Below are 25,211 nucleotides of genomic sequence, written 5' to 3'. Positions count from 1 at the left end.
GACAAGCATGACATTTACGCGACGCAACATGATCCAGGCGCTGGGCGCCTCCGCAGTCGGTGCGCTGACCGGCAGTGCCTGGGCCCAGGCCGGCGGTGGCCTCAAGATTTCCCACCAGTTTCCCGGCGGCACCCTGACTGAAGGCGACTTCCGTGACCGACTGTGCCGCAAATTTGCGGTGGAGGTGGAAAAGCGCACCGCCGGCGCGTTAAAGGCGTCGGTGTATCCGGGCTCATCCCTGATGAAGACCAATGCCCAGTTCTCCTCCATGCGCAAGGGCGCGCTGGATATGAGCCTTGTGCCGCTGTCCTATGCTGGCGGCGAGGTGGCCGAGACCAACATTGGCCTGATGCCTGCCTTGGTACCCAGCTACGAACAAGGTGCAGCCTGGAAGACCGCCGAAGTGGGCAAGTTGTTGAGCAAAGTGATGGACGACAAGGGCATCGTCATCGTCAGCTGGATCTGGCAGGCTGGCGGCGTGGCCAGCCGCACGCGTCCGCTGCTGACCCCTGACGATGCCAAGGGTCTGAAGGTGCGCGGCGGTAGCCGCGAAATGGACATGATGCTCAAGCAGGCTGGTGCTTCGGTCATCACCTTGCCGTCCAACGAAATCTATGCGGCCATGCAGACCGGCGCCATGGATGCGGCCATGACATCCAGCACCAGTTTTATCTCTTTCAAGCTGGAAGAGATTGCCAAACATCTGACTACGGGGCGGGACAAGACTTATTGGTTCATGTTTGAGCCATTGATGATGTCCAAGGAAGTTTTCACCAAGCTGCCAAAGGCGCAGCAAGATACCGTCATGGCTGTAGGTGGTGAGTTGGAAACGTTTGCCCGTGATGCTGCCAAGGCGGACGACAAGCTCGCTGCCGATATTTACGCCAAGGCCGGTGCCAAGGTCTATGACATGGACGAAGCCACACTCAAACGCTGGCAGGTCATTGCCCGCGAAACCGCGTGGAAGGACTTCAACGACAAGAATGAATCTTGCGCAGCCTTGCTCAAGGCAGCGCAAAAACTGCTATGAGCCATGGAGCCAGTGTGGTAGGTGGAGCAGGCTTGGTCGTGCCCCCGGTGGACCCGGATACGCCCGGCTTTTTGATGCCGCTGGCCAAGCTGCTGCGCTGGATCAACCAGGTTATGGTGGTGTTGGGCATGTTGGCTTTGCTGGTGGCGTCGCTGGTGTTGACCTACAGCGTCGTCTCCCGTTATGTGATGCAGGCATCGACCGATTGGCAGGATGAGGCTGCGGTCTTTTGCCTGGTGGGTGCCACATTCTTGTGTGGGGCCTTTGTGCAGGCGCTGCGTGGTCACGTGGGTATTGAAGCGGTAGCGGGGCTGTTGCCCGCTGCATGGAATCAGTGGCGCTTGCTGTGCGTGGATCTGATGAGCAGCGCTTTTTGCAGCTTCTTCGCCTGGAAGTCGTGGACCTTGTTCCATGAAGCTTGGGTCGAGCAGCAAACCACGTCTTCGTCCTGGGCGCCACCGCTGTGGATTCCCTATGGGTTGATGGCGGCGGGCATGACACTCTTGAGTCTGCAGATACTGGTGCAACTGAGTGCACGGATGAATGGTTTACGCAAACAGGTGTCGGGAGTTGCCGCATGAGCATGCTGAGCATGGGTTTGTTGTTTGGCGTTGCCACGTTGCTGTTCATGTTCTCCGGCGCCCCCATTGCGTTTGCGCTGGGTAGCGTGGCCGTGCTGTTCATGTATTTGTTTATGCCGGCGTCCGCGCTCAACACGGTGACACAAAACGTGTATGAGGAAATGGCCAGCATCACACTGCTGTCGATCCCGCTTTTTATCCTGAAAGGTGCCGCCATTGGCCGATCCCGGGCCGGACAGGACCTGTACGCTGCCATGCATGTCTGGATGGGTCGCATACCCGGAGGTCTGGGCATTGCAAATGTGTTTGCCTGCGCTCTGTTTGCGGCCATGGCAGGGTCCAGCCCGGCCACTTGTTCGGCCATTGGCAGTGCCGGCATTCCTGAGATGCGCCGGCGTGGTTACTCGCCAGGCTTTGCCGCTGGCATCATCGCTGCCGGTGGCACACTGGGCATTTTGTTGCCACCGTCGGTGACCATGATCTTGTATGCGGTGGCAGCCGAGCAATCGCTGGGCCGGTTGTTCCTGGCGGGCATCTTTCCGGGGGTGTTGTTGGTGAGCCTGTTTGCCGCTTACGCTGTTGCGCATTACCGCAAGGAGTACCGTTTGGCTGAAGCCGAATTCCAACGCAGTGGTGCAGCATCGGCGCTGCTGGATCGTGAGACATTTACCACCCGCCAGAAGTTTGAGATGCTGCCGCGCGTCGTACCCTTTGTGCTGCTGCTGGTGGGTGTAATGGTGGCGTTATATGGTGGCTTTGCCACGCCCAGTGAGACAGCAGGTCTGGGTGCGATATTGGCCCTGGCGTTGATTGCGGTCATCTATGGTGTCTGGCGGCCCAAGGATGTCGCACCGATTTTGAGCGCAACGTTGCGAGAGTCCACCATGCTGATGATGATCATTGGCATGTCGCTGCTGTTCTCTTACGTGATGAGTTTTCTGCACATCAGCCAAAGCACCGCGGAGTGGATCGTGGCGATGCAACTCTCCAAATGGGTACTGCTCGCGGCTATTCTGGTGATGGTGATTTTGCTGGGCTTTTTCCTGCCCCCGGTTAGCATCATCCTTATGACGGCTCCCATCATCCTGCCACCACTCAAGGCTGCTGGGTTCGACCTGATCTGGTTTGGTGTGCTCATGACCATCGTGATGGAAACCGGCCTGATCCACCCGCCGGTGGGGCTCAACATCTTTGTCATCAAGAACATTGCTCCCGATATTCCACTCAGTGACATCATCTGGGGCGTGCTGCCCTTTGTGGTGCTGATGTTGCTGGCCGTAGTGCTGATCTGCGTGTTCCCTGGCATTGCCACTGCGCTACCCGATGCAGTGATGGGCGTGGCGGGGGCCAAACCATGAGCAAATCGGTTGTTCTGGACATGAACGGCCCATTGGCCATGGTGGAGTTGGCGCACGCCGCCAAGTTCAACGCCATGTCGCGCAGCATGTGGCGTCAGCTGCGAGCCGTGTTCGAGCAAATCCAGCAAAACCAAACCCTGCGCTGCGTGGTAATCCGGGGCAAGGACCATTTTTGCGCTGGTGGGGATATTTCGGAATATGCCGAATTCCGTTTCCAGGAGCACAGCTTGCGGGCGTTCCACGAAGAAGATGTTTGGGGTGGCCTGCAGGCCATGCTGGACTGCGACGTGCCCATCGTCGCCCAAATCCAGGGCAACTGCATGGGCGCCGGGGTGGAGATTGCCAGTTGTTGCGATATCCGCATCGCTGCAGATAACGCCCGGTTTGGCGCACCGATTGCCAAGTTGGGCTTTCCCATGGCCCCGCGCGAGGCGGCCTTGGTGATGCGCGCCGTGGGTGAACTCACTGCCCGCGAAATGCTGCTGTCGGCCGCCCTGTTGGATGCAGCCGAAATGCACCAGCGCGGCTTTCTCAACCAGGTGGTGCCCGTGGCCGAACTGGATGCGGCCGTGCAGACCTGTGTGGATCGCATGCTGCCCCTGGCACCCCAGGCTGGCCGAATCAATAAGCAGACTTTTAGGGCTCTAGCCCTTGTCAATCATACACAAGTAGCTAGTGATTTGATAGCAAACGCCTACCGCTATGCCGATTCCCACGAGCACCGCGAAGGCGTGCTGGCGTTCACCGAGAAGCGCCCACCCCGGTTTCACCCCTGACAAGAACCCTGAACCATGAAGAACGAAAATTTGTTTGCCGCCTTGCGCGCGGCCTTTCCTGCTGACCTCGACGCCATCGCCATTGAAACCGACAACGGTTTGAACTACTCCTGGCGTGACCTGGACCGTGCCACCGCCATGCTGGCCAACTTGCTGGAATCGCTGCAGCTACCCGCCGGCTCCCGCATTGCCGTGCAGGTGGACAAATCGGTCGAGGCCCTGGCGCTGTACCTGGCCACCCTGCGCGCCGGATTTGTGTTCTTGCCCCTGAACACGGCTTACCAGAGCGCCGAGATGGAGTACTTCATCGGCAATGCCGAGCCCGCCGTGGTGGTGTGTGCCAGCAAGAACTTTGGCTGGGTCAGCAAGATCGCTTTCAAGGCCGGTACCCGCCATGTATTCACCCTGGACGATGACCGCACCGGATCATTGCTTGCGCGGGCTGCAGCGCAGGGACCGGGCAGCGACCAACACACCGTGGCCACACGCCAGGCGGGTGACCTGGCAGCCATTCTGTACACCAGCGGCACCACCGGGCGCAGCAAAGGCGCCATGCTGTCGCACGGCAACCTGTTGAGCAATGCGCGGGTGTTGAAAGATTACTGGGGTTGGCGCACGCCCGAGCAGGGTGGTGATGTGTTGATGCACGTGTTGCCCATCTTCCATGTGCATGGTCTGTTTGTAGCCGTGCACGGTGCGTTGCTTAACGGCAGCAAGATGCTGTGGTTCGCCAAATTCGACCCCAAGCGGGTGCTGGAGAAACTGCAGCAGGCCACCGTGTTCATGGGTGTGCCCACGCTCTATGTGCGTTTGCTGGCCGAGTCTGGACTCAACCGCGAGGCAGCCCGCAATATGCGCTTGTTCATATCTGGTTCGGCCCCGCTCCTGATTGAAACCTTCAATGACTGGACAGCGCGTACCGGCCACACCATTTTGGAGCGCTACGGCATGAGCGAAACGACCATGCTGACCTCCAATCCGTGCAATGCAGATGCGCGCTATGGCGGACTTTCTGAGCGCCGGGGCGGTACGGTGGGTTTCCCGCTGCCAGGTGTGAGCCTGCGCGTGCAGGACGATGCAGGGCAGTCCGTGGCGGTGGGCGCAATCGGAGATATTCAGGTCAAGGGCCCCAACGTCTTTACCGGCTATTGGCAAATGCCGGAAAAGACCCAAGAGGAATTCACCGCCGACGGCTACTTCAAGACCGGCGATGTGGGGCAGGTGGACGCGGACGGCTACGTGACCATCGTTGGGCGCAGCAAAGACCTGATCATCAGCGGTGGCTACAACGTCTATCCCGCCGAGATTGAGGCCACCATCAACACGCTGCCGGGCGTGGCAGAAAGTGCGGTAGTGGGCGTGCCCGATGCGGACTTTGGTGAGGTGGGCGTGGCCGTGGTCATTGCCCGGCCCGGCGCGCGGGTGGCGCCAGACAACATACTGTCCGAACTCAAGAAGGTGCTGGCCAACTTCAAGATACCCAAGCGCTGCTATGTAGTGGCCGAATTGCCCCGCAATACCATGGGCAAGGTGCAGAAAAACCTGTTGCGGGCACAATACCAGAAACCCTAGTCGATAGTTGGAATGCTATTAAACCTATAGCGCACTACATATATCCGACGAGGGCTACAGGCTATTTCACTGTTAACAATCAATCAGTATTCAAATAGGAAAAATTGCCGTGGTCAATAGCAGTGCGGCATCGTCTTAAAACCTGTTGCGGGTTGCTTCCTCGATCGTCTTGTGTATTCTGCGCATGATCTCAGCGGCCTTTGTCGGGTCTATGTAGGGGCTGGTTACAGACGCTGCCTTCACTTGGCTCGTGGATTGCGTAAGAGCATCTGCTGGCAAGGGCCTTCCGGCGCAGCTGCTGGTGCGCGGTGGCATCGTGCCGTTGAGAAAATAGTCGGCAACCTTGGCATCGACACAACTATCGTTGTACGGAAACAAGCCATGGGTGTACTCGTCTTCAATAACGATCATGCTGGCGTTGGGCAGGGCATCCAGCGTCTTTTGGGCCCCTTCAACGGGAGTCGCTGCATCATAGCGGCTCTGCAGCATTAATAGTGGGCCAGCCTTGGTCGCCGCAGCCAGAGGCGGGCGCGTTACGACCGGTGCACTCCAGTACAGACAAGGGTTGGCTGTGGCTGTGCCGCCCGCGAGTGGGTATCGGGTGGAATAATCGTTGCCGATATCGACCCAGCGCTGTTCATCACCGATGGTGCCAAGGTCGTTGCAGACCACGGCTGAGCGAACTGCACTTCTAGGTTCGACTAGGACCCTGTTGCGGAACTGCACAGCGAAAAGTTCTTTTGCGAAGAAATGTGCCTGATTTGCTGCAACGGTGTTGTCCGGGCTCGTCGTAAAGGTGTAGGTGTCGATGGCTGCATGAATGCCACTTTCGTCGGCTTGTGGGAGTTGCTTTCGCAACGCATTCAAACCTAGTGCGGCAGTGATTGCGAGCGGGTTTTGATCGATATTGTTTGAATTGTTGAAGTCGATGACCTCCGTCGCCAAAAGCGTTTTGAGAGATAGAGGCAGCGCCAGTATCTGGCTCTTGATCTGGGCGGGGTTACTGTCAAGGTTAAAACGCTGTCCGTGGCGAGCGGAGTAGGGCAATATGACCGCATCGATCACACGCTGACGGCCCATTTCAGATAACAGCGTTGCATCATCGTAGCTGCCAGAGACATCCATGTTGCTATCCAGCAGCATGCGACCAACGCGCTCTGGAAACAGGCTGGCATACCAAGCTCCGAGCCAGGTTCCGTAAGACATACCGATGAAATTCAGTTTGGCATCGCCCAGCAGGCCGCGTACCAGATCCATGTCGCGCGCGGTAGCGTCGGTGTGGATGTGTTTGGTCAGCGGATTTTTGGCGCAGGCTTGTGCCTTAAGGCGTGTGTTGTGCTGCACCTTTTTGATGTTTTCAGGGCTGCGGTCAAAAACCAGACTGTTTTCGATTTCAAGTCGCTCATTTGAACTGCAGGTCAACGCGCTGCTGGCCCCCAAACCACGTGGTGAAAAACCGATCATGTCGTACCGGTTGGACATCTCCTTGAACAGCTTACCGGTTGCGTCGGCCGGGTTGCCGAGTGCTAAAAATTCGCTAAACCGGAATCCAAATGTCAGGCCATCACCGCCAGGGCCGCCCGGATTCACCAGAATGGCACCCATGCGTTGATCAGGCTGCTCGGCACTGACCCTTAGCAGTGCTACCTGCAACTCGCCAAGCGCCGGGTTGGCGTAGTCGAGTGGTGCGCGCATCAGCGTGCATTTAACGCGATTGCCAGCAGTTGTGATGGAGTTTTCTCCATCACTGAGAAGTGTGGGGTCGCACGGTTTCCAGTCCAACTTTTGCTGCCTGAATGATGCCATCGGATCAGGTGTACTGTTGCCACCGCCACACGCGGCAAGCAGTGCTGCAACCAGGGTTAAAAGGGCTAAGTGGCTTAGGCGTGACGACGGTGCTAGCGGAATTGGCATGGACAGACTCTGGAGTAGGTGTGCGGGGCGAAAAAAAATTATATTGTTCCAGCATCCCGTCAACAGGGCGCAGGAACCGGAAGCGTGTGGTGCGTAGTTTGACACGCAATAGTGAAATTTTTTTTGAGATTTCAGCTTTCCCTCTCAGGGGAAACCCATATTTTTCAGAGCGACTTCCAGTGTCATACTTGAGACCACGGACATGAAGTGCCGACCGGTGCGTGTCACATCGTATTGAATGCAACGCGGAACCAAAAAATACCGCCGTTATGGTGCAAAAGCGTAAAACGTCAACGCCGGATTGTCATAGAAGATTTGAAGAAATGAAACGGATGCTTGAGTCGCCCCAACCGAATGAAATCACACTGCGTGGCATTGTTCTCGGAATATTAATCACCCTGATTTTTACTGCGGCGCAAGTCTATTTGGGATTGAAAGTAGGCTTGACTTTTGCCACGTCTATTCCAGCTGCCGTTATTTCGATGGCGTTGCTGAGTGCCTTTAAAAACGCGTCCATACAGGAAAACAATATTGTCCAAACGATCGCCTCTGCAGCGGGTACGTTGGCTTCGGTGATTTTTGTTTTACCCGGTTTGTTGATGATTGGGTGGTGGACCCATATTCCGTTTTGGCCAACCTTTGGGGCGTGTGCAATTGGTGGTGTGCTGGGTGTGATGTACACCGTGCCGCTGCGCCGTGCCCTGGTATCAAAATCAGATCTGCCCTACCCAGAAGGTGTCGCCGCCGCAGAAGTATTGAAAGTCGGCACGTCTTCCCGCGCAGGCGCCCGCGAAGGGAAAGTCGGCTTGATGGCCGTTATTTTGGGCAGCGCGGCATCTGCCGTGTTTGCTGCGGGTGCAGGCGCAAAACTGTTGGCGGCTGAAGTGGCTCACTATTTCAAAGTGGGCAGTGGTGCAACCGGCGTTGCTGCCGCCAGTTCTTTGGCGCTGTTTGGTGCTGGGCATTTGATGGGCATTACTGTTGGTATCGCCATGCTGACGGGTTTGGCGATTGCTTGGGGCGTGTTGGTACCGCTGTTTTCCAGTACGGATGTGCCAAGTGCTCTGAGCGCAGCCGATCAAGCGCTAGGCGCATGGAGCTCGCAAGTACGCATGATCGGTGCAGGCGCCATTGGTGCAGCCGCGCTGGTGACCTTGATTGGTTTGGCAAAGCCGGTTATCGGTGGTTTGAAATCGGCATTGGATGCAGCACGGCGTGCTAAAGAAGGTGGCGAGGCCCTGCCGCGTACCGAACAAGATTTGCCGATTTTCATGGTGGGCTTGGTCGTTTTACTGGCCATGGCACCCGCTGGTTGGTTGTTGGCGAATTTTTTGCAAGGCGGTGTTTTACATAGCATTGCGGCGCCTTTGGTGGCGGTGGGCATTGCGTATATTGTTATCGCAGGTATTTTTGCAGCGGCTGTGTGTGGCTATATGGCGGGCTTGATTGGCTCGTCCAATTCTCCCGTGTCGGGCATTGCGATTTTGACAATTTTGGGCGCAGCGTTCAGCGTAGGGCTCGTTGGGCGTCACATCATGGGGCCGGAAGTCGCGCATGCCTTGGTTGCGTTTGCCTTGTTTGTCACTACGGTGGTGTTGGCGGTCGCGGTGGTAGGCAATGACAATTTACAAGATTTAAAAACGGGTCAACTGGTGGGCGCCACGCCCTGGAAGCAGCAAGTTGCTTTGGTGATCGGTGTGTTTGCAGGCTCTTTGGTGATTCCTCCCGTGCTGGAGTTATTAAACCAAGCCTATGGCTTTGCCGGTGCCACTTCAAGTACCGCCATTTCCAGTACGCCCTTGGCCGCGCCGCAGGCAACCCTGATTACTACGCTGGCCAAAGGCGTCATCGGTGGTGATTTGCGTTGGGATTTGGTTTTTTGGGGTGCGGCATTGGGCTTGGCGCTAGTGGTTTTTAACTTCGTTTTGAAAACGGGCAGTAAAGGGCGCTATACCTTGCCGCCACTTGGCGTGGGTTTGGCGATCTATCTGCCCAGCGCAGTCACGTTGCCAGTCGTGTTGGGCGCGGTGGCGGGGTTTGTTTTTGAGCGCTACGTCCATGCAAAACCCTGGGGCGAAGCAGCCAAGCGCATCGCGGTGCTGGTGATGTCCGGTTTTATTGTGGGTGAAAGTTTATTCAATGTGGGTCTGGCCGGCTTGATTGTGCTAACCGGCAATGGTGAGCCATTGGCAATTGTCAATAATCTTGGCGAATTCCAAACCATGGCGATTGCGGCTGTTTTGGGGGCCGCAGTGGTCACTACGCTGTACCTTTGGATGATAAAGGCGTCTCGTCAATTAGAAGCCTGAACTGGGAGCCTACGGATAGGGTCTGCCCAGCCGTAAACAGCGCCCGCTACCGGCATACTCGGTGTCTGCATAGACGATGCTATCTAAATAGGAGCTACTTACGTATAACTGACGAGGGCTTCAAGCCAATTTAGTTGCAAAATATCACTTAAGAATCAAAACCGGAACGTTGCCGTGGGTCAGCACGTGCTGGGTTTCGCTGCCCAGCAGCAGGCGCTTGATGCCCTTGCGGCCGTGCGATGCCATCACGATCAGGTCGCACTTGTGCTTCTTGGCGGCGGCCAGGAGGGCGTCGGACACCACATCGGACTTGACGATCAATGCCTTGGTCGTGACGCCTTTGCTCAAGGCAGCCTTTTTGACAGCATCCACAACGGCTTGGCCTTCGTCTGCCCACTGGGCTTCCACTCGGCGTACTTCGTCTGGTTGCAGTGCAATGCCACCCTCAAAATAGCTTTGGGGGTAGCGCGGCACGATCTTGAGCGCAACCAGTTCGGCTCCGCACAGCGCGGCCAGGTCAATGGCGGCCTTGACGGCCTTTTTGGAGAGGGTAGAGCCATCGGTGGCGACTAAAATACGTTGGTACATGGTTTGCTCCTTGAAGTAGGTGTCACTTAAGGCTACTCTACACCGGTTCTACTGTCTTGATCTAAGTCAAGCACGTGACAACACTTACCCTGCACACTCTTAGTCCATGCACTCCATCGCACTCGCGCCAGCGCCAACCACTGCGGATGTGCCGTCGAATGAACCTATTGCAGCCACCGCAGCGGAGGTACCCCCGACCCTAAGACCCCACGCCGAATACGACCTGCGCCTGTTGGACGATCCACAGGAGTGGAGTGCTTTTAGTCGCCCCTCGACAAGTGGCCCGCATTGCTGGGAGTCCAGTGTCGTGATTGAGGGCATGCACTGCGCGGCCTGCTCGCTGACGGTGGAAGATGCATTGACCCGCATACCCGGCGTCATCAGTGCCCAGGTGGGTGCCGCCAGCCACCGCGCCAAGGTGGTCTGGTCTGACCAGCACGTGTTGCCGTCGGCCTGGATGCAGGCGGTGCAGGGTAGTGGCTACCGCGCCGTGCCAGCCAATGACGCGTTTGCCAGCGAACGGCGCAAGCAGGAAACCCGACAAGCCCTGTGGCGCTGGCTGGTGGCAGGACTGTGCATGATGCAGGTCATGATGTACGCCTACCCGGCGTATGTGGCCTTGCCGGGCGACCTGTCGGGCGAGATGGAGCAACTGCTGCGCTGGGCATCGTGGGTGTTGAGCCTGCCGGTGATGCTGTTTTCGTGCGGTCCATTTTTTCGAAACGCCTGGCGCGACATCACCCAGGCCCGTGTCAGCATGGATTTGCCGGTGGCGCTGGGTATTGCCATCACCTTTGCGATGAGCACGGCGGGGACCTTTGAGCCCGCAGGTGTGTTTGGTCACGAGGTGTATTTCGACTCGCTAACCATGTTTGTCTTTTTCCTGCTGACGGGGCGTTGGCTGGAGCTGCGTTTGCGGGATCGCACGGCTGGTTCATTGGAAGCCCTGATGAACCGCCTGCCCGACAGCGTGGAGCGGCTGCTGGCAGATGGTAGTTTTGAGCGCGTGGCTGTGCGCCGTGTTGTGGTGGGTGATGTGCTGCGGGTGCACCCCGGCGAGACCTTTGCTGCCGATGGCACGGTACACAGTGGCGAAACGCAGGTGGATGAGGCTTTGCTCACGGGTGAATCGCATCCGCTCTCGCGTGGGGTGGGATCGCAGGTGCTGTCAGGCAGCCACAACCTTAGCAGCACGGTGCAAGTGCGTGTGGAACGCACGGGCGAGGCCACCCGGTTTGCCGAGATTGTGGCGCTCATGGAGAGCGCATCGGCCACCAAACCGGCTGGTGCCATGCTGGCAGACCGCTTGGCCAAACCGTTCTTGATCGGTGTGCTGCTGGCTGCCGCCGGTGCGGGAGCCTGGTGGTGGGGCCGTGATCCGGGTCATGCCCTGATGGTGGCTGTTGCAGTGTTGGTGGTGACCTGCCCCTGTGCCCTTTCGCTGGCAACACCGGCAGCCATGCTGGCATCGGCAGGTGCTTTGGCGCGTGGCGGTGTGCTGGTGCGCAGGCTGCAGGCGCTGGAAGCATTGGCTGGTGTGGATACGCTGGTCTTTGACAAGACTGGCACACTAACCCGTGATGCCATGGTGCTGGGCGCCGTCACGGTGCGGCCTGGCGCGTCAGCTGAAGAGGCGTTGGCCATGGCGGCGGCACTGGGTTGCCATTCCCTGCATCCGGTTTCGCGTGCGCTGGCGGTAGCGCAAGCCCACGCTCAGACTAAATCGGGTGGCGTTGGGGCCAGCAACCCTTGGGAATGCGCAGCCGTAACTGAACATTCGGGGCAGGGTGTTAGCGGGCAAGCACGGAACAGCCGACATTCCGGTAGTGACGGCACTGTTAGCTTGCGGCTGGGTTCTGCACGCTTTTGTGGCGTTGAGGTGCAGCAAGTGGGTGTTGCTGGCTTAAGTGCCTATTTGGCAGATGAAAAGGGCTGGTTCGCCACCTTTGAGCTGAAAGAAGATCTGCGCCCTGAGGCCGCAGCAGCGGTGGCGGCCTTGGCTGCAAATGGGGTGGCGGTGCATATGCTCTCTGGCGATACCGTTGATTCTGTGGCACGGGTGGCGGCTCAGGCTGGCATTGTGCATGCGCAAGGGGGCTGTTCTCCGGATGATAAATTGGTTTTCATGCGAACTTTGCAGTCACAGGGACACCACGTGGCCATGGTAGGCGATGGGCTCAACGACGGGCCGGTGCTGGCCGGAGCTGACGTTTCCTTCACGTTTGGCCGTTCGGTACCTTTGGCGCAGTCCAAGGCTGACTTTGTGATTTTGGGCGAGCAACTGATGAGTGTTGTACAGGCACTGGCGCTTTCCCGCCGAACCATGTCGATCGTACGGCAAAATCTATGGTGGGCGTTGCTGTACAACGCGGCCTGCGTGCCGTTGGCCGTGGTGGGATTGTTGCCTGCCTGGCTGGCTGGCTTGGGCATGGCGACCAGTTCTTTGCTGGTGGTGCTCAACGCCTTGCGGTTGGCCCGCGCCCCATCCCTTAAAAAGGTTTTGTGATGGATATTCTGTATTTGTTGATTCCGCTATCTGTTGTCCTGGTATTTTTTATATTGGGCGGTCTGTGGTGGGCCATCAACAGGGGGCAGTTCGAGGATATTGAGGCCGAAGGTGAAAGGATACTGAAAGATTCTTAATTAATATTAAGAACTTTCAGCAGGCTTTGACATTGATCAACCCGATTGACCGTTTTGGCGTGGACACTTCGCACTAGATTTAATAAGAGAAGAGGTAAAAATGGCATTTGCAAATCAACAACAAACTGTATACAACGATACCGTTGTGCGGCAGTTTGCCATCATGACGGTGGTTTGGGGCGTGGTCGGCATGTTGGTTGGCGTCATCATCGCCGCCCAGCTCGCTTGGCCTGAACTGAACTTCGGTATTCCATGGCTTTCGTATGGACGACTGCGCCCGTTGCACACCAATGCCGTGATTTTTGCGTTTGGCGGGTGCGGCTTGTTCGCTGCGGCCTACTACGTGGTGCAGCGTACCTGCCAGGTTCGCCTGTTTGGTGACAAGCTCTCTGCCTTTACCTTTTGGGGCTGGCAGCTGGTGATTCTGTCGGCAGTTGTTTCTTTGCCGCTGGGTTTCACCCAGGCTAAAGAGTACGCTGAGCTGGAGTGGCCCATCGACATTTTGATCACCTTTGTTTGGGTGTCATTTGCCATCGTTTTCTTTGGCACCATCGGTACCCGCAAGGTCAAGCACATTTACGTCGCCAACTGGTTCTTTGGCGCGTTCATTCTTGCTGTGGCTATTCTGCACTTGGTCAACAGCGCCGCTATTCCCGCCGGTTTCATGAAGTCCTACTCGGCCTATGCCGGTGTGCAGGATGCCATGGTGCAATGGTGGTACGGCCACAATGCGGTGGGTTTCTTCCTGACCGCCGGCTTCCTGGGCATGATGTACTACTTCATTCCCAAGCAGGCAGGCCGTCCTGTCTATAGCTACCGTCTGTCCATCGTTCACTTCTGGGCGCTGATCTTTACCTACATGTGGGCGGGCCCTCACCACCTGCATTACACCGCGTTGCCTGACTGGACCCAGTCCGTTGGCATGGTGTTCTCCCTGATTCTTCTGGCCCCCAGCTGGGGCGGCATGATCAACGGCATCATGACTCTCTCGGGTGCCTGGCACAAGCTGCGCGATGACCCCATCCTGCGCTTCCTGATCGTGTCGCTGTCGTTCTACGGCATGTCCACCTTCGAAGGCCCCATGATGTCCATCAAGACCGTCAACGCCCTGAGCCACTACACCGACTGGACCGTAGGCCACGTGCACTCGGGCGCTCTGGGCTGGGTGGGTCTGGTGACCATGGGTTCCATGTACTACCTGATTCCCAGGCTGTTCGGGCAGAAGCAGATGCACAGCGTCAAGGCCATTGAAGTCCACTTCTGGACCGCAACCATCGGTATCGTGATCTATATCGCTGCCATGTGGATTGCCGGTGTGATGCAGGGCCTGATGTGGCGCGCTATCAATGCGGACGGCACACTGACCTATACCTTTGTTGAATCGGTAAAGGCTACCTATCCGTTCTACGTTCTGCGTTTGTGTGGTGGTCTGTTGTACTTGTCCGGCATGATCATCATGCTGTGGAACACGCTGAAGACGGCTACGGCCGGCCGTGCGGTGAACGTCACCATTCCAGCCGTTGCTGCACACGCATAAAAGGGTATCAACATGGCAAATCAAAATACAAAATCCGGGCTGTCACATGAAGCCATTGAGACGAACAACTTCTTGATGATCGTTCTCATTTTGGTGGTGTTGCTGGTAGGCGGCATGGTGGAAATCGTTCCGCTGTTCTTCCAGAAGTCCACCACAGAGCCGATCAAGGGTGTCCTACCCTATACCGCGCTGCAATTGGCTGGTCGTGACATCTATGTACGTGAAGGTTGCTACAACTGCCACTCGCAAATGATTCGCCCCTTCCGTGCTGAAACCCTGCGTTACGGTCACTATTCTGTGGCGGGCGAGTCGGTGTACGACCACCCGTTTCAGTGGGGCAGCAAACGTACCGGCCCGGATCTGGCCCGCGTGGGCGGCAAGTACAGCGATGAATGGCACCACACCCACTTGAACAATCCACGTGACGTCGTTCCGGAATCCAACATGCCTGCCTACCCCTGGCTGGAAAAGACCCCGGCGGATGCCGATGTCATGCCGACCCACATGAAGGCGCTGCGCGTCGTGGGCGTTCCCTATACCGACGAGCAAATCAACAAGGCCGTGGAAGACGTCAAGGGCAAGACTGAACTCGAAGCCCTGGTTGCCTATCTGCAGGTCCTGGGTCTGGCACTCAAGTAAACACCAAGGAGTTGAATATGGACTTTGATGTCAACACCCTGCGGTCGCTAGCTACTGTGACCAGCTTTGTTACGTTTATCGGCATTGTGTGGTGGGCGTGGTCCAAGCGGCGCGCATCCGACTTCTCGGAAGCCGCCAACCTGCCTTTCGAGCAGGACTGACCCCGTCATTAAGGATTTGAAATGAGCGACTTTACAAGCAACTTCTGGTCGGTCTATGTGACCGGCATCACGCTGGTGAGCATTCTTGCCTGCGCGCTTCTGCTGTGGTTCAGCGGCAAGGCCAAGGCCATGACCGCAAGCGACAACAGCACCGGGCACGTATGGGATGAAGACCTGCGTGAAATGAACAATCCCCTGCCGCGCTGGTGGGTGTGGCTGTTCATCATCACCATCGTGTTCGCCGTTGTGTACCTAGTGTTGTATCCTGGTCTGGGCACCTTTACCGGCAGTACCAAGTGGACCTCCATCGGACAGTATGACGCCGAGGTTGCCAAAGGCAATGCTGAGGTGGCACCGCTATATGCCAAGTTTGCGGCGATGCCCATCGAAGAAGTGTCGCGTGACCCGCAGGCCCACGCCATTGGCGAGCGTTTGTTCATGAACAATTGCTCCCAGTGCCATGGCTCTGATGCGCGCGGCTCCAAGGGATTTCCGAATCTGACAGATAAGGATTGGCTTCACGGTGGTTCTCCGGAAAACATCACGGAGACCATCACCAAGGGTCGTATGGGCGTTATGCCTCCCATGGCTGCAGCCGTGGGCACAGCTGACGATGTCAAGAATGTGGCCAATTACGTGTTGAGCCTGTCCAACAGTCCGCACGACTCGGTTCGTGCCGAGTTGGGCAAGTCCAAGTTTGTGGTGTGTGCTGCCTGCCACGGAACGGACGGCAAGGGCAATCAGGCTTTGGGTGCTCCCAACCTGACTGACAACATCTGGCTGCACGGCTTCGGCGAAGCTGCCATTATGGCCATGGTCAACAACGGTAAGGTCAACCAGATGCCCGCACAAGAGGAACGTCTGACCGAAGGTCAAATTCGGGTGTTGGCGGCGTATGTTTGGGGCTATTCGAACAACGCCAAGGCTAACTAAACGTTCGTAGCGAAAGCATCAAATTTTGAACGACAGGGCATTACCGCCGCGCAAGATCATTCCGATCGTATCCGCCACGGGTAAGGGGGGAACGCCCCCTGCCGACGATGACGATGGGGTGATGGTCTCGCTGTACGAAGCCCGCCAAAAAATCTACCCGCGCAGCGTAGCGGGATTTTTTTCCAACTGGCGATGGGGCATGGTGTTCCTGACCCAGCTGATCTTTTATGGCCTTCCCTGGCTGGAATGGGGCCAGCGCCAGGCTGTGCTGTTTGATCTGGGGGCGCGCCGCTTCTACATTTTCGGCCTTGTCCTGTATCCCCAGGATTTCATCTACCTGACCGGTATTTTGGTCATTTCGGCCTTGGCGTTGTTTCTTTTTACGGCAGTGGCCGGGCGCTTGTGGTGCGGTTACGCCTGTCCGCAAACCGTCTATACAGAAATATTCCTATGGTTGGAAAAGTTCACAGAAGGCGACCGCTCCGCCCGTATGCGCCGTGATAGCGGCCCGTGGACCAAAGACAAGATCCTGCGCAAGGTTTCCAAGCACGCACTGTGGCTTGGAGTGGGCTTGTGGACGGGACTGACGTTTGTTGGCTACTTCACCCCGATCAAGGAACTGGCAGGTGCGGTGGTGCACTGGCAGCTGGGCTCGTGGGAGGTTTTCTGGTTTCTTTTCTACAGCTTTGCCACTTATGGCAATGCAGGTTTCATGCGTGAGCTGGTGTGCAAGCACATGTGCCCGTATGCGCGTTTTCAAAGCGCCATGTTCGATCGCGATACCCTTATCGTCACCTACGATGAAGCGCGCGGTGAACCCCGGGGAGCCCGTTCCCGAAAGGCTGACCCGGCCAAACTTAACCTGGGTGCCTGCGTGGATTGCAGCCTGTGTGTGCAGGTTTGCCCTACCGGCATTGATATCCGCAAGGGCCTGCAATACGAGTGCATAGGCTGTGGTGCCTGTGCCGACGTGTGTGACACGGTCATGGACAAGTTGGGTTACGCCCGTGGGTTGGTCAAATATTCCACGCAGAATGCCATTACCCAAAATTGGACGCGGGGCCAGACTTTGCGCCATGTGCTGCGCCCCCGTGTGTTGATCTATTCCGGCATTTTGGCCGCCATCGTTGTGGCCATGGTCGTGAGCCTGACGTTGCGCACGCCATTCAAGGTGGATGTGGTGCGTGACCGTGGTGTGCTGGCCCGAATTGTGGAGGGCGGGCGGATCGAAAATGTGTACCGCTTGCAGATCATGAATGCTACGGAATCCGAGCAGCGTTTTACCATTGCCGCCGACGGGCTGCCCGGGCTGGTTGTGGTGACAGAGGGTGACGTTGTGGTAGAGCCCACACAATCCCGTTGGACAGCAGTGCGCGTGCAAGCGCCGTATGATGCAGCACCTGCGGGTTCACACACGATTCATTTCCAGATATCTGGCCAGGGTTCCACTGGCCAGGTGACTGAAAAATCAGTTTTTATTGTTCCTCGCTAAGGAAAATTTATGTCTCAATCCGCACCAACTCCCGCAACGCCCTGGTGGAAATTCGGGCATGTCTGGATGGTGATTGCCGGCCCCGCGCTGGTGGTCGTTGCCTCCTTTTACACGTTTTACCTGGCAGCGTCGGGCAAGGACCCGGTGATTGACGAAAATTATTACCAAAAAGGCTTGGAAATCAACAAGACACTGGAAGGCAACCCGGCCAGCCTGGCGCCCGCCATGCAGGCGCGCAATCATGCCGCCACCGGTGTCAATACTCCTCAAAGGTAAGCCATGTTGCAACAACGATTGATGTGGATAATTTGGCCAGCGTTCCTGATGGCCGGGGTGCTGGAGATGCTGGTCTTTGGCATGGTTGACCCGCAAGATGTGCATTGGTTTGGCATGCCATTGGATTGGTCCCGGCAGGGTACCTACACGATTGCATTCTTTGTCTTCTGGGCCATCATGGTTGTGTCAAGCGGACTGACGAGTCTGCTGTCCATGTCGCCTTTTGAGGTGAACCGCTGCCCTCTGACTCCCACGCAGCGTCCGGACGGCTGCCCCAAGCAGGAATCCTGCTAGCCACCCATCTTGGTATTGACGATTTCGCGCAGCGCATCGGTACTCAGGATGCGCACATGGCGCTGCTTCACTTCAATGATGCCGTCATCTACAAACTTGGAGAATGTGCGGCTCACGGTCTCCAGTTTCAATCCTAGATAGCTGCCAATTTCTTCGCGTGTCATGCGCAGCACCAATTCATGTTGAGAGAATCCCCGGGCGTGCAGGCGTTGCACCAAATTCAACAGGAAGGCTGCCAGACGTTCTTCTGCGCGCATGCTGCCCAGCAGCAGCATGACACCGTTTTCACGGACGATTTCGCGGCTCATGATCTTGTGAACATGGCGCTGCAAGGCGTTGACTTCCCGTGAGAGTTCTTCGATACGGTCAAACGGCATGACGCAGACTTCCGCGTCTTCCAGGGCCACCGCATCGCAGGTGTGGTGGTCGTTGACGATACCGTCCAGGCCAATAACCTCGCCAGCCATCTGAAAACCCGTTACCTGGTCGCGTCCATCTTCAGACGCCACGCAGGTTTTGAAGAAGCCGGTACGAATCGCATACAAGCTGGTGAACTTTTCACCGTTACGAAACAGGGTGGTGCCACGCTTGATCTTGCGCCGACTGGCCACCACATCTTCAATACGATCCATCTCCGCGGAGGTCAAACCCATGGGCATGCACAACTCGCGCAAATTGCAGTTGGAACACGCGACCTTGATGGTTTGTGCAATCAATGGAGCCACTTTACTTGCGCCCTTGACGGCGGGTTGAGTCTTGGTTTCGGGGCAGAGTAGAGGTGCGGGTTGTTGATCGAGCATAGCGTGCGCCAAAATCTGGACCCCCTCAGTTTACCCACTTTAGTTGTTCTTGATTCAAATCAAGCGGACCGTGGAGGAAATGCTGCAAAGTTGGGCCCGTTTTGTCCGGAGTTTTCATGAGCGTGCCAGTTCAAATCGTTCCCGAAGAATTGTTGAGTCGATTCGATGTGCCTGGTCCCCGATACACATCCTTTCCAACGGCTGACCGTTTTGTCGAGGCTTTCACGACCGACGATTATGTGCAGGCACTAACCCAGCGCCGCACGGGCCTGGCCGCCCGCTCCCGGCCACTTTCGCTGTATGTGCACATTCCGTTTTGCGAATCTCTGTGCTACTACTGTGCTTGCAACAAAATCATCACCAAGCACCACGAAAAGGCTGCATCGTATCTGAGTTACCTCAGCCGCGAGGTAGACCTGCATACCCAATACATCGGCCAGGGTCAGACCATCAGTCAGTTGCATTTGGGTGGTGGCAGCCCGACATTTCTGCGCGACGATGAATTGCGCGAGTTGATGGCCATGTTGCGGCGCAACTTCACCCTGGCGCCAGGCGGTGAATATTCCATAGAAATTGATCCACGGACGGTAGATGCCGCCCGACTGGACACCCTGACGGAACTCGGTTTCAACCGACTGAGTTTTGGTGTGCAAGACTTCGACCCCGCTGTGCAAAAGGCGGTGCACCGGGTGCAACCGGCCGAGCAGGTGTTCGCACTGATCGACGCCGCGCGCAAACGCGGCTTTGACTCCATCAACATTGATTTAATTTATGGCCTGCCGCGCCAGACGCCTGAGTCATTTGCCCGCACGTTGGAGCAGGTCAACCAGTTGCGGCCAGACCGCATTGCGCTCTATGCCTACGCCCATTTGCCCGAGCGCTTCAAACCCCAGCGGCGCATTGATGCGCAGACGCTGCCCAACGCGGCGGCCAAGGTGGCCATGCTGTCGCGTTCCCTGGTGTCCTTTTTGTCGGCGGGCTACGTGTACGTGGGTATGGACCACTTTGCGCTGCCTGACGATGCATTGGCCATTGCCAAACGCCAAGGACGCCTGCACCGCAACTTCCAGGGCTACAGCACACAACCCGCTTGCGACATGATTGGTTTGGGCGTGTCCTCCATTGGCCGGGTGGGCGCCACCTACAGCCAAAACGCCAAGACGCTTGAAGAGTATTGCGACCTGATCGACCAGGGTCGTTTGCCAGTGGTGCGCGGGTTGGCGCTGTCGCGGGACGATCTGGTGCGCCGCGCCGTGATCATGTCGTTGATGTGCCAGGGTCAAGTTCTGTTTGAATCCATTGACCTGGCCTATCTTGTCGATTGCCGCAACTACTTTACCCGGGAGCTGGAAGACCTGCAGTCTCTGGTGGAACAAGGCCTGGTGACCGTGGATGACACGGGCATTCAGGTTACGGCCCAGGGCTGGTTCTTTGTGCGCGCGGTTGCCATGGTGTTTGACCGCTACCTGCAGACCGACCGCACGCGGGCGCGGTTTTCCAAGATCATTTAGCATGCGCCGATGCAATCTTCTCTGGCGCTGACGGCGCTGCTCATGGGCTTGGCTGGCGGCCCCCACTGTGTTGCCATGTGTGGTGCGGCGTGCGCCGGTATCAGCCAGGCAGCTGGACCCCACAAGAATACGGCCCTGTGGACCTTTCAATTGGGTCGCATCATTGGTTACGCCATCCTCGGGGGCTTGGCTGCTGCTTCGCTGCAGGGCCTCGGTTGGCTGACCGTGCAGTCTGCTGCGTTGCGCCCTGTCTGGTCCCTGTTTCACGTCGCCGCATTGGTGCTGGGGTTGATGCTGTTGTTTCAGGCCCGTCAGCCCGTTTGGCTGGAAAGCACGGCACGGAGGGTTTGGGCCCGCACCCGTGCATTTGCAGCTAACCAAGGGCGGGGGGCGCCCATGGTGATTGGCATGGCTTGGGCCCTGTTGCCTTGTGGTTTGTTGTATTCGGCTTTGTTGGTGGCAGCACTGGCGGGCAGTACTCTGGGTGGTGCCATGGTGATGGCCTTGTTTGCTGCGGGAACCAGCGTCACCATGGTCATTGGACCGTGGCTGTGGTTACGCCTCAATGGCGCGCCAGCGCGTCTGGGCAGCGGTCAGTGGGGCGTGCGTCTGGCCGGGGCCGCATTGGCGGTCAGCTCTGGTTGGGCGCTGTGGATGGCGTTGGCGCACAACGCCGCCCCATGGTGTATCACGCCCTAAGTTCAGGCGTGGGCGTCACTTACGGACTGCTCCAGTTCGGTGAAGGCTTCCTGCACGTAAGTGCCCAAGCGCTCCAGGTTGGGTAGCTCGTCGGTGGCAATCAGGCCGAAGAACAGGTCGCCGGCGTAGCTGAACAGGGTGATGTTGAGCAAATTGCTGGGTGGCAAAGTGCTGATGGGATGCATTTCCTCCATGCGCGCGCCACGGATGTACAGGTGCTCTTTGGGCCCTGGCACGTTGGATACCAGCGTATTGCCCATGGGTGGCATCTTGTTGCTGAGTTTGAGCATTTCTGCAATTTGCGCTACAAGCCCCGTAATGATGGTGTAGGACTCGATGGCCTCTGGCGCTACGCTGTCAACCATGGTGCGCACATTGCGCAGGCTGTAACCAATGTTGCGCAGACGCACATAGGGGTCGTCCGTGGGCGGGGACAGTTCCACCTGGATGATGCCAATCTTGTTGCCAGCGGTTTTTTCGCCTTCCTTGCGCAGGTTGACCGGCATCTGGATGGTGATGGGCCGGCGCAGTTCAACGCCTTGGTCCACCAGATAGCGGCGCAGGGCACCGTCCAGGCAAGTTAGGGCAATATGGTTGAGAGTAGAGCGGGTACGGGTTCGGATAGCGTTTACCCGGTTCATGGATACACCCGCTGTGGCAAATTGCCGCCCCGACGTGACCTGACCCGTTAGTGGTGTCTTGGCGCTGGACACAAACGGCAGGGCGATGGCGTTTTTGGTGAGCTTGATACTCTCCAGGAACAGCATGGCGGCCAACCGCCCGATACCCAGGAATCGGCGGGTGTTGCCGGTGACTTCCTTCCAGGTGAGGTCCAGTAGTTCCTGCTTGGCCCGGCTGCCGTGGCCGCCATGTTTTTGCGTCCACACCGGGGTGAGTTCCACGTCGGAGGGAGAGTTGCTGTAGCACTCGGCCGTCCAGCGCGCCATGGTGATGCCGTCGGCGTAAGCATGGTGCATCTTCTGGTACAGCGCAAATTGGCCGTCCGGCAGGCCGTCGATGACGTGCACCTCCCACAAGGGGCGGCTGCGGTCCAGCATGGGCGTGTGCAGCTTGCAGACCAGGGCATACAAGGCCTTGCGGTCATTCTCCCCCTTGGGCATGGTGTGGAAGAACACATGTTGGTTCAGGTCTACATGGTCAGTGGCCCGCCAATGTGGGAGTGCATTGAGCGAGAACTGGATGATGCGATTGAACGGTGGCTTGACGGCAGTGGCAGCCAGGTAGTCGCGGTACAGATTCTTGGCGAATGCCGCGCCCGATTTGGGCGGGCGTTTGAAAATCAGCAAACCAGCGACGTGTTTGGGGCTTGCCTCGGATTCCGCGATGAAGAATCCAAGATCGAGTAGCGACAGTTTGCTCATGGTGATGGGTGCTTTTCGGATGCCGAGGGTTGCTGTTTTGGTGCGAGGGGATAATTTACCCTTGAAAGGCTGCGCGCGTTGTAGGTGTTGCGCCTAATACCGGTCATTTACTTCCCAATTTTTAAAGAGATCTTGTTGAATTCCGTTGCCACCCGGCCTCAGGCCTATCCGCACCGCCTCTCGGTTGCGCCCATGCTCGATTGGACTGACAGGCATTGCCGTTATTTTCACCGCCTGCTCAGTCGCCACGCCTTGCTGTACACCGAGATGGTGACCACCGGCGCATTGATCCATGGCGACGTAGCGCGACACCTGCGCTACAACGTGGACGAACACCCAGTGGCCCTACAGCTCGGTGGCAGCGACACTGCCGATTTGGCGCACTGCGCCCGCCTGGGGGAACAATGGGGTTATGACGAAATCAACCTTAATTGCGGCTGCCCCAGTGAGCGGGTGCAGCGCGGCTCTTTTGGCGCCTGCCTGATGGCCGAGCCGCAATTGGTTGCCGATTGCGTCAAAGCCATGGTGGACGCGGTGGGCGTGCCGGTCACGGTCAAACACCGCATTGGTATTGACCGCACGGAGAGTTACGACTTTGTGCGCGATTTCATTGGCACCGTGAGCCAGGCCGGTTGCCAGGTCTTCATCGTCCATGCGCGCAACGCCTGGCTTAAGGGCCTGTCACCCAAGGAGAACCGCGAGGTACCGCCCCTGCGCTACGCCTTGGTGCACCAGCTCAAACGGGACTTTCCGCAGCTCACCATTGCCATCAATGGCGGCATGAACAGCAACACGCAGATTGCCGAGCAACTACAAGTGGTGGACAGTGTGATGGTGGGGCGCGAGGCCTACCACAACCCCTGGCTACTCAGCGATTGGGATGCACTTTTTTACGGGGCAGAACCCTTCGAGCAAACCCGCGAGGCGGTGGAAGCGCAGATGGTTGACTATATGGCGCGTGAGATGCGCGAGCATGGCACGCCCTGGAGCCACATTGCACGCCACATGCTGGGGCTGCGCCACGGCATGCCCGGTGCGCGGCACTGGCGCCAAGTCTGGAGCGACCACCGGCTCAAGAACCTGCCAGCGCACGACGTCATGGCGCATGCGCGCGGCAAACACAACGCTATTGATTAAATAGCGCGTTATGTAGGTTCGACGAGGGCTATAGCCCAGTGGTGACCTTGGGCCAAACTTGCACCCATTGTCGATCAGGCGTTGCAGGGTGTCGGCATCTTCAACACCTTCGGCCACCACTTCCAGCTTCAAACAGTGGGCCATTTCTATGACTGCCCGCACGATACCTGACTCATTGGGGCTATCGACCAGCTTGCGAATAAACGACTGGTCGATTTTGAGCAGGTGGATCGGAAAGTGCTGCAAGTACCCCAGGTTGGAATAGCCGGTGCCAAAGTCGTCAATTGCAAATTTGATGCCCTGTGCGCCCATCCGCTGCAGAACCTCGCTCACGTGCTGGGTGTCGGCTACTAGCAGGGATTCGGTCAACTCCAGTTCAACGGCCGACGGGGTAGTCCGCAGGATGTCAGTGCGTTAGCGACCTCGCGTTCAATGTTGTCGCGGCGGAACTGGATGGGTGACACATTGATGGCAACCACCAGGCGATCACCCATAACGCTCTTGCGCCAAGCTTGCATCTGCTGGCAAGCAAACGCCAGTACCCAGCTGCCCACTTTGTTGATCAGTCCTGTGCGTTCGGCTACCTTGGCGCGGTACATGGCCAGATCGGCGTTCTTGAGCAAGGTTTCGGTATCTGTACCGTCTCGTGGGTAAACAGACTCCCCCAACGATGCGGTTCCCAATACTTCCATCCCATTGAGCACAAAGGGCTGCGCCAGTTGCAGCATGACCTTGTTGGCAGCTGCGGTTATGGCTCCTTCGTCGCCACCCTCACGGCTAAAAGTGTCGCTGTCTCGTACGGATGCGCTCAGGCGCTCTGCCACTTGGCACGGCAAGGTGTCTCCGGCGGCGTGTCCGAGCGAGTCGTTGATGGTCTTGAAATTCTCCAGATCCAGAAAGAGCACCGAAGTGATGGCGTTGTCACGCTTGGCTTGCGCCAACAATTGCGATAGGCGGTCTCTCGCCAGAGCGCGATTGGGCAGATTGGTTAGCGTTTCGCGATGGGCCAGGACTTCAATGCCGGCGTTGGATTCCATAAGGCTTTGTTTGTCAGCCTCCAGCCGGTCCATGGCGCGGCGCAGGTCACTGGCCAATAACCACACAAAAAAGGCGGTAACGCCAAAATGGACGCCAGGTTGAGCAGACGACCCAGCGCCAGCGGCTGCACTGTTTGCACATGAATCCCGGTCAGAATGATCAGCAGTAGACTGACAAACACGCGCCGTGACCCGAACATGCTGGCAAAAATCAGAACCCCGGGGAAAGGCGACAACTGCTTCATCGTGCAGCCCCTCACTTACGGCAATCAGGCCGCTCATGGCCAGCACCAATGTGCCGAGCATCACACTGGTGGCCCGGCGCAACTGGTTTTTCTGGTTAAATTGAAAGGCGAGCCCCAGCGCGGCTATGGCAAGCGCCTGCAGTGCAGATCCGCTATAGCGGCCCTGCGCCGGGGTGGTGATGCTCAGATATTAGTCGCTTTAGAAGGTCTCCCAAACGCTACGGGTTTTGACCGAAGCAGCCGAACGCATCTACCTGGCGCTTACCGATGACCTGAATGTGTGCAGTTAGCGCCGCT

23 protein-coding genes and 1 pseudogene are annotated in these 25,211 nt (G+C 57.6%); 18 read left to right on the top strand and 6 right to left on the bottom strand.

The genetic code is table 11. The annotated features are described in order from the left end of the window. The first annotated feature begins 7 nt into the window (after positions 1-7). From dctP to IPI80_RS11500, 5 genes are read left to right on the top strand one after another with little or no spacing between them, the layout of a single operon-like run. Positions 8-1,030, top strand: coding sequence for a TRAP transporter substrate-binding protein DctP (dctP, locus tag IPI80_RS11520; RefSeq protein ID WP_413860169.1), 1,023 nt, complete (start codon positions 8-10; stop codon positions 1,028-1,030). After that, positions 1,027-1,611: a TRAP transporter small permease gene (locus IPI80_RS11515; protein WP_413860167.1), complete on the top strand. Its 585-nt coding sequence runs from the start codon at positions 1,027-1,029 to the stop codon at positions 1,609-1,611. The genes dctP and IPI80_RS11515 overlap by 4 nt, the downstream gene beginning before the upstream one ends. Beyond that, complete coding sequence (locus IPI80_RS11510; RefSeq protein WP_413860165.1) at positions 1,608-2,969, top strand: TRAP transporter large permease; 1,362 nt, start codon at positions 1,608-1,610, stop codon at positions 2,967-2,969. Before IPI80_RS11515 ends, IPI80_RS11510 begins: the two co-directional genes overlap by 4 nt. Then, complete coding sequence (locus IPI80_RS11505; protein ID WP_413860163.1) at positions 2,966-3,745, top strand: enoyl-CoA hydratase/isomerase family protein; 780 nt, start codon at positions 2,966-2,968, stop codon at positions 3,743-3,745. The genes IPI80_RS11510 and IPI80_RS11505 overlap by 4 nt, the downstream gene beginning before the upstream one ends. A 15-nt stretch (positions 3,746-3,760) precedes the next feature. After that, entirely contained in the window at positions 3,761-5,317 is a 1,557-nt protein-coding gene (locus IPI80_RS11500) for a malonate--CoA ligase (RefSeq protein WP_413860161.1), read from the top strand. A 135-nt stretch (positions 5,318-5,452) separates the two neighbouring features. On the opposite strand, the gene IPI80_RS11495 is transcribed toward IPI80_RS11500, so the two are convergent. Then, complete coding sequence (locus IPI80_RS11495; protein ID WP_413860159.1) at positions 5,453-6,922, bottom strand: alpha/beta hydrolase; 1,470 nt, start codon at positions 6,920-6,922, stop codon at positions 5,453-5,455. 632 nt (positions 6,923-7,554) lie between these two features. On the opposite strand from IPI80_RS11495, the gene IPI80_RS11490 reads away from it, so the two are divergent. Beyond that, the gene (locus tag IPI80_RS11490) at positions 7,555-9,540 is read left to right on the top strand and encodes an OPT family oligopeptide transporter (RefSeq protein ID WP_413860157.1); all 1,986 of its coding nucleotides are present in this window, start codon (positions 7,555-7,557) and stop codon (positions 9,538-9,540) included. 144 nt (positions 9,541-9,684) lie between these two features. On the opposite strand, the gene IPI80_RS11485 is transcribed toward IPI80_RS11490, so the two are convergent. After that, positions 9,685-10,128, bottom strand: coding sequence for a universal stress protein (locus tag IPI80_RS11485; RefSeq protein ID WP_413860155.1), 444 nt, complete (start codon positions 10,126-10,128; stop codon positions 9,685-9,687). A 106-nt stretch (positions 10,129-10,234) separates the two neighbouring features. Here IPI80_RS11485 and IPI80_RS11480 point away from each other — a divergent pair, with 106 nt between their 5' ends. From IPI80_RS11480 to IPI80_RS11440, 9 genes are all read left to right on the top strand, one after another. Next, positions 10,235-12,634, top strand: a complete 2,400-nt coding sequence (locus IPI80_RS11480; RefSeq protein WP_413860153.1) for a heavy metal translocating P-type ATPase — start codon at positions 10,235-10,237, stop codon at positions 12,632-12,634. Beyond that, the gene (gene ccoS / locus IPI80_RS11475) at positions 12,634-12,771 is read left to right on the top strand and encodes a cbb3-type cytochrome oxidase assembly protein CcoS (protein ID WP_413860151.1); all 138 of its coding nucleotides are present in this window, start codon (positions 12,634-12,636) and stop codon (positions 12,769-12,771) included. The genes IPI80_RS11480 and ccoS overlap by 1 nt, the downstream gene beginning before the upstream one ends. A 100-nt stretch (positions 12,772-12,871) precedes the next feature. Continuing rightward, on the top strand, positions 12,872-14,308 hold the full coding sequence (gene ccoN / locus IPI80_RS11470; protein ID WP_413860149.1) for a cytochrome-c oxidase, cbb3-type subunit I: 1,437 nt from the start codon (positions 12,872-12,874) through the stop codon (positions 14,306-14,308). A gap of 12 nt (positions 14,309-14,320) precedes the next feature. After that, the gene (gene ccoO / locus IPI80_RS11465; RefSeq protein ID WP_413860147.1) at positions 14,321-14,947 is read left to right on the top strand and encodes a cytochrome-c oxidase, cbb3-type subunit II; all 627 of its coding nucleotides are present in this window, start codon (positions 14,321-14,323) and stop codon (positions 14,945-14,947) included. Positions 14,948-14,964: 17 nt separating this feature from the next. Further along, the gene (locus tag IPI80_RS11460; protein WP_413860145.1) at positions 14,965-15,108 is read left to right on the top strand and encodes a cbb3-type cytochrome oxidase subunit 3; all 144 of its coding nucleotides are present in this window, start codon (positions 14,965-14,967) and stop codon (positions 15,106-15,108) included. A 21-nt stretch (positions 15,109-15,129) separates the two neighbouring features. After that, positions 15,130-16,041, top strand: a complete 912-nt coding sequence (ccoP, locus tag IPI80_RS11455; RefSeq protein ID WP_413860143.1) for a cytochrome-c oxidase, cbb3-type subunit III — start codon at positions 15,130-15,132, stop codon at positions 16,039-16,041. Positions 16,042-16,066: 25 nt separating this feature from the next. After that, the gene (ccoG, locus tag IPI80_RS11450; protein WP_413860141.1) at positions 16,067-17,533 is read left to right on the top strand and encodes a cytochrome c oxidase accessory protein CcoG; all 1,467 of its coding nucleotides are present in this window, start codon (positions 16,067-16,069) and stop codon (positions 17,531-17,533) included. Positions 17,534-17,542: 9 nt separating this feature from the next. Then, on the top strand, positions 17,543-17,809 hold the full coding sequence (locus tag IPI80_RS11445; RefSeq protein WP_413860139.1) for a FixH family protein: 267 nt from the start codon (positions 17,543-17,545) through the stop codon (positions 17,807-17,809). Between the two features lie 3 nt (positions 17,810-17,812). After that, complete coding sequence (locus IPI80_RS11440; RefSeq protein ID WP_413860137.1) at positions 17,813-18,103, top strand: hypothetical protein; 291 nt, start codon at positions 17,813-17,815, stop codon at positions 18,101-18,103. Here IPI80_RS11440 and fnr read toward each other — a convergent pair. Beyond that, positions 18,100-18,819, bottom strand: coding sequence for a fumarate/nitrate reduction transcriptional regulator Fnr (fnr, locus tag IPI80_RS11435; protein WP_413860415.1), 720 nt, complete (start codon positions 18,817-18,819; stop codon positions 18,100-18,102). The two genes, IPI80_RS11440 and fnr, sit on opposite strands and share 4 nt — an antisense overlap. Positions 18,820-19,019: 200 nt before the next feature. Here fnr and hemN point away from each other — a divergent pair, with 200 nt between their 5' ends. Then, positions 19,020-20,414 carry an oxygen-independent coproporphyrinogen III oxidase gene (gene hemN, locus IPI80_RS11430; RefSeq protein ID WP_413860135.1) on the top strand — a complete coding sequence of 465 codons (1,395 nt, stop codon included), beginning with the start codon at positions 19,020-19,022 and terminating at the stop codon, positions 20,412-20,414. Positions 20,415-20,423: 9 nt separating this feature from the next. Beyond that, positions 20,424-21,113, top strand: coding sequence for a sulfite exporter TauE/SafE family protein (locus tag IPI80_RS11425; protein WP_413860133.1), 690 nt, complete (start codon positions 20,424-20,426; stop codon positions 21,111-21,113). Positions 21,114-21,115: 2 nt separating this feature from the next. Here IPI80_RS11425 and IPI80_RS11420 read toward each other — a convergent pair whose 3' ends face one another. Beyond that, a complete protein-coding gene (locus tag IPI80_RS11420) occupies positions 21,116-22,495 on the bottom strand; it encodes a wax ester/triacylglycerol synthase domain-containing protein (RefSeq protein WP_413860131.1) in 1,380 nt (459 codons plus the stop codon). Between the two features lie 135 nt (positions 22,496-22,630). On the opposite strand from IPI80_RS11420, the gene dusA reads away from it, so the two are divergent. Then, complete coding sequence (gene dusA, locus IPI80_RS11415; protein ID WP_413860127.1) at positions 22,631-23,632, top strand: tRNA dihydrouridine(20/20a) synthase DusA; 1,002 nt, start codon at positions 22,631-22,633, stop codon at positions 23,630-23,632. A 114-nt stretch (positions 23,633-23,746) separates the two neighbouring features. Here dusA and IPI80_RS11410 read toward each other — a convergent pair. Both IPI80_RS11410 and IPI80_RS11405 read right to left on the bottom strand, forming a co-directional pair. Further along, positions 23,747-23,965, bottom strand: a pseudogene (locus IPI80_RS11410) (EAL domain-containing protein); the annotation flags it as partial. A 32-nt stretch (positions 23,966-23,997) separates the two neighbouring features. Then, positions 23,998-24,996, bottom strand: a complete 999-nt coding sequence (locus IPI80_RS11405) for a diguanylate cyclase domain-containing protein (protein ID WP_413860125.1) — start codon at positions 24,994-24,996, stop codon at positions 23,998-24,000. Between the last annotated feature and the right edge of the window lie 215 nt (positions 24,997-25,211).

Source organism: Candidatus Aalborgicola defluviihabitans (assembly GCF_016705985.1).
Lineage (GTDB): Bacteria > Pseudomonadota > Gammaproteobacteria > Burkholderiales > Burkholderiaceae_C > Allorhodoferax > Allorhodoferax defluviihabitans.
This window is presented reverse-complemented; position numbering and strand designations above follow the sequence as displayed.

Coding starts and splice junctions, on each gene's coding strand:
- IPI80_RS11460 (WP_413860145.1), top strand. CDS start 14,965: ATGGACTTTGATGTCAACACCCTGCGGTCGCTAGCTACTGTGACCAGC.
- IPI80_RS11510 (WP_413860165.1), top strand. CDS start 1,608: ATGAGCATGCTGAGCATGGGTTTGTTGTTTGGCGTTGCCACGTTGCTG.
- hemN (WP_413860135.1), top strand. CDS start 19,020: ATGAGCGTGCCAGTTCAAATCGTTCCCGAAGAATTGTTGAGTCGATTC.
- dctP (WP_413860169.1), top strand. CDS start 8: ATGACATTTACGCGACGCAACATGATCCAGGCGCTGGGCGCCTCCGCA.
- IPI80_RS11515 (WP_413860167.1), top strand. CDS start 1,027: ATGAGCCATGGAGCCAGTGTGGTAGGTGGAGCAGGCTTGGTCGTGCCC.
- IPI80_RS11505 (WP_413860163.1), top strand. CDS start 2,966: ATGAGCAAATCGGTTGTTCTGGACATGAACGGCCCATTGGCCATGGTG.
- ccoS (WP_413860151.1), top strand. CDS start 12,634: ATGGATATTCTGTATTTGTTGATTCCGCTATCTGTTGTCCTGGTATTT.
- ccoO (WP_413860147.1), top strand. CDS start 14,321: ATGGCAAATCAAAATACAAAATCCGGGCTGTCACATGAAGCCATTGAG.
- IPI80_RS11485 (WP_413860155.1), bottom strand. CDS start 10,128: ATGTACCAACGTATTTTAGTCGCCACCGATGGCTCTACCCTCTCCAAA.
- IPI80_RS11495 (WP_413860159.1), bottom strand. CDS start 6,922: ATGGGTGCCATTCTGGTGAATCCGGGCGGCCCTGGCGGTGATGGCCTG.
- ccoP (WP_413860143.1), top strand. CDS start 15,130: ATGAGCGACTTTACAAGCAACTTCTGGTCGGTCTATGTGACCGGCATC.
- IPI80_RS11480 (WP_413860153.1), top strand. CDS start 10,235: ATGCACTCCATCGCACTCGCGCCAGCGCCAACCACTGCGGATGTGCCG.
- IPI80_RS11420 (WP_413860131.1), bottom strand. CDS start 22,495: ATGAGCAAACTGTCGCTACTCGATCTTGGATTCTTCATCGCGGAATCC.
- ccoN (WP_413860149.1), top strand. CDS start 12,872: ATGGCATTTGCAAATCAACAACAAACTGTATACAACGATACCGTTGTG.
- IPI80_RS11445 (WP_413860139.1), top strand. CDS start 17,543: ATGTCTCAATCCGCACCAACTCCCGCAACGCCCTGGTGGAAATTCGGG.
- IPI80_RS11490 (WP_413860157.1), top strand. CDS start 7,555: ATGAAACGGATGCTTGAGTCGCCCCAACCGAATGAAATCACACTGCGT.
- IPI80_RS11425 (WP_413860133.1), top strand. CDS start 20,424: ATGCAATCTTCTCTGGCGCTGACGGCGCTGCTCATGGGCTTGGCTGGC.
- IPI80_RS11440 (WP_413860137.1), top strand. CDS start 17,813: ATGTTGCAACAACGATTGATGTGGATAATTTGGCCAGCGTTCCTGATG.
- IPI80_RS11500 (WP_413860161.1), top strand. CDS start 3,761: ATGAAGAACGAAAATTTGTTTGCCGCCTTGCGCGCGGCCTTTCCTGCT.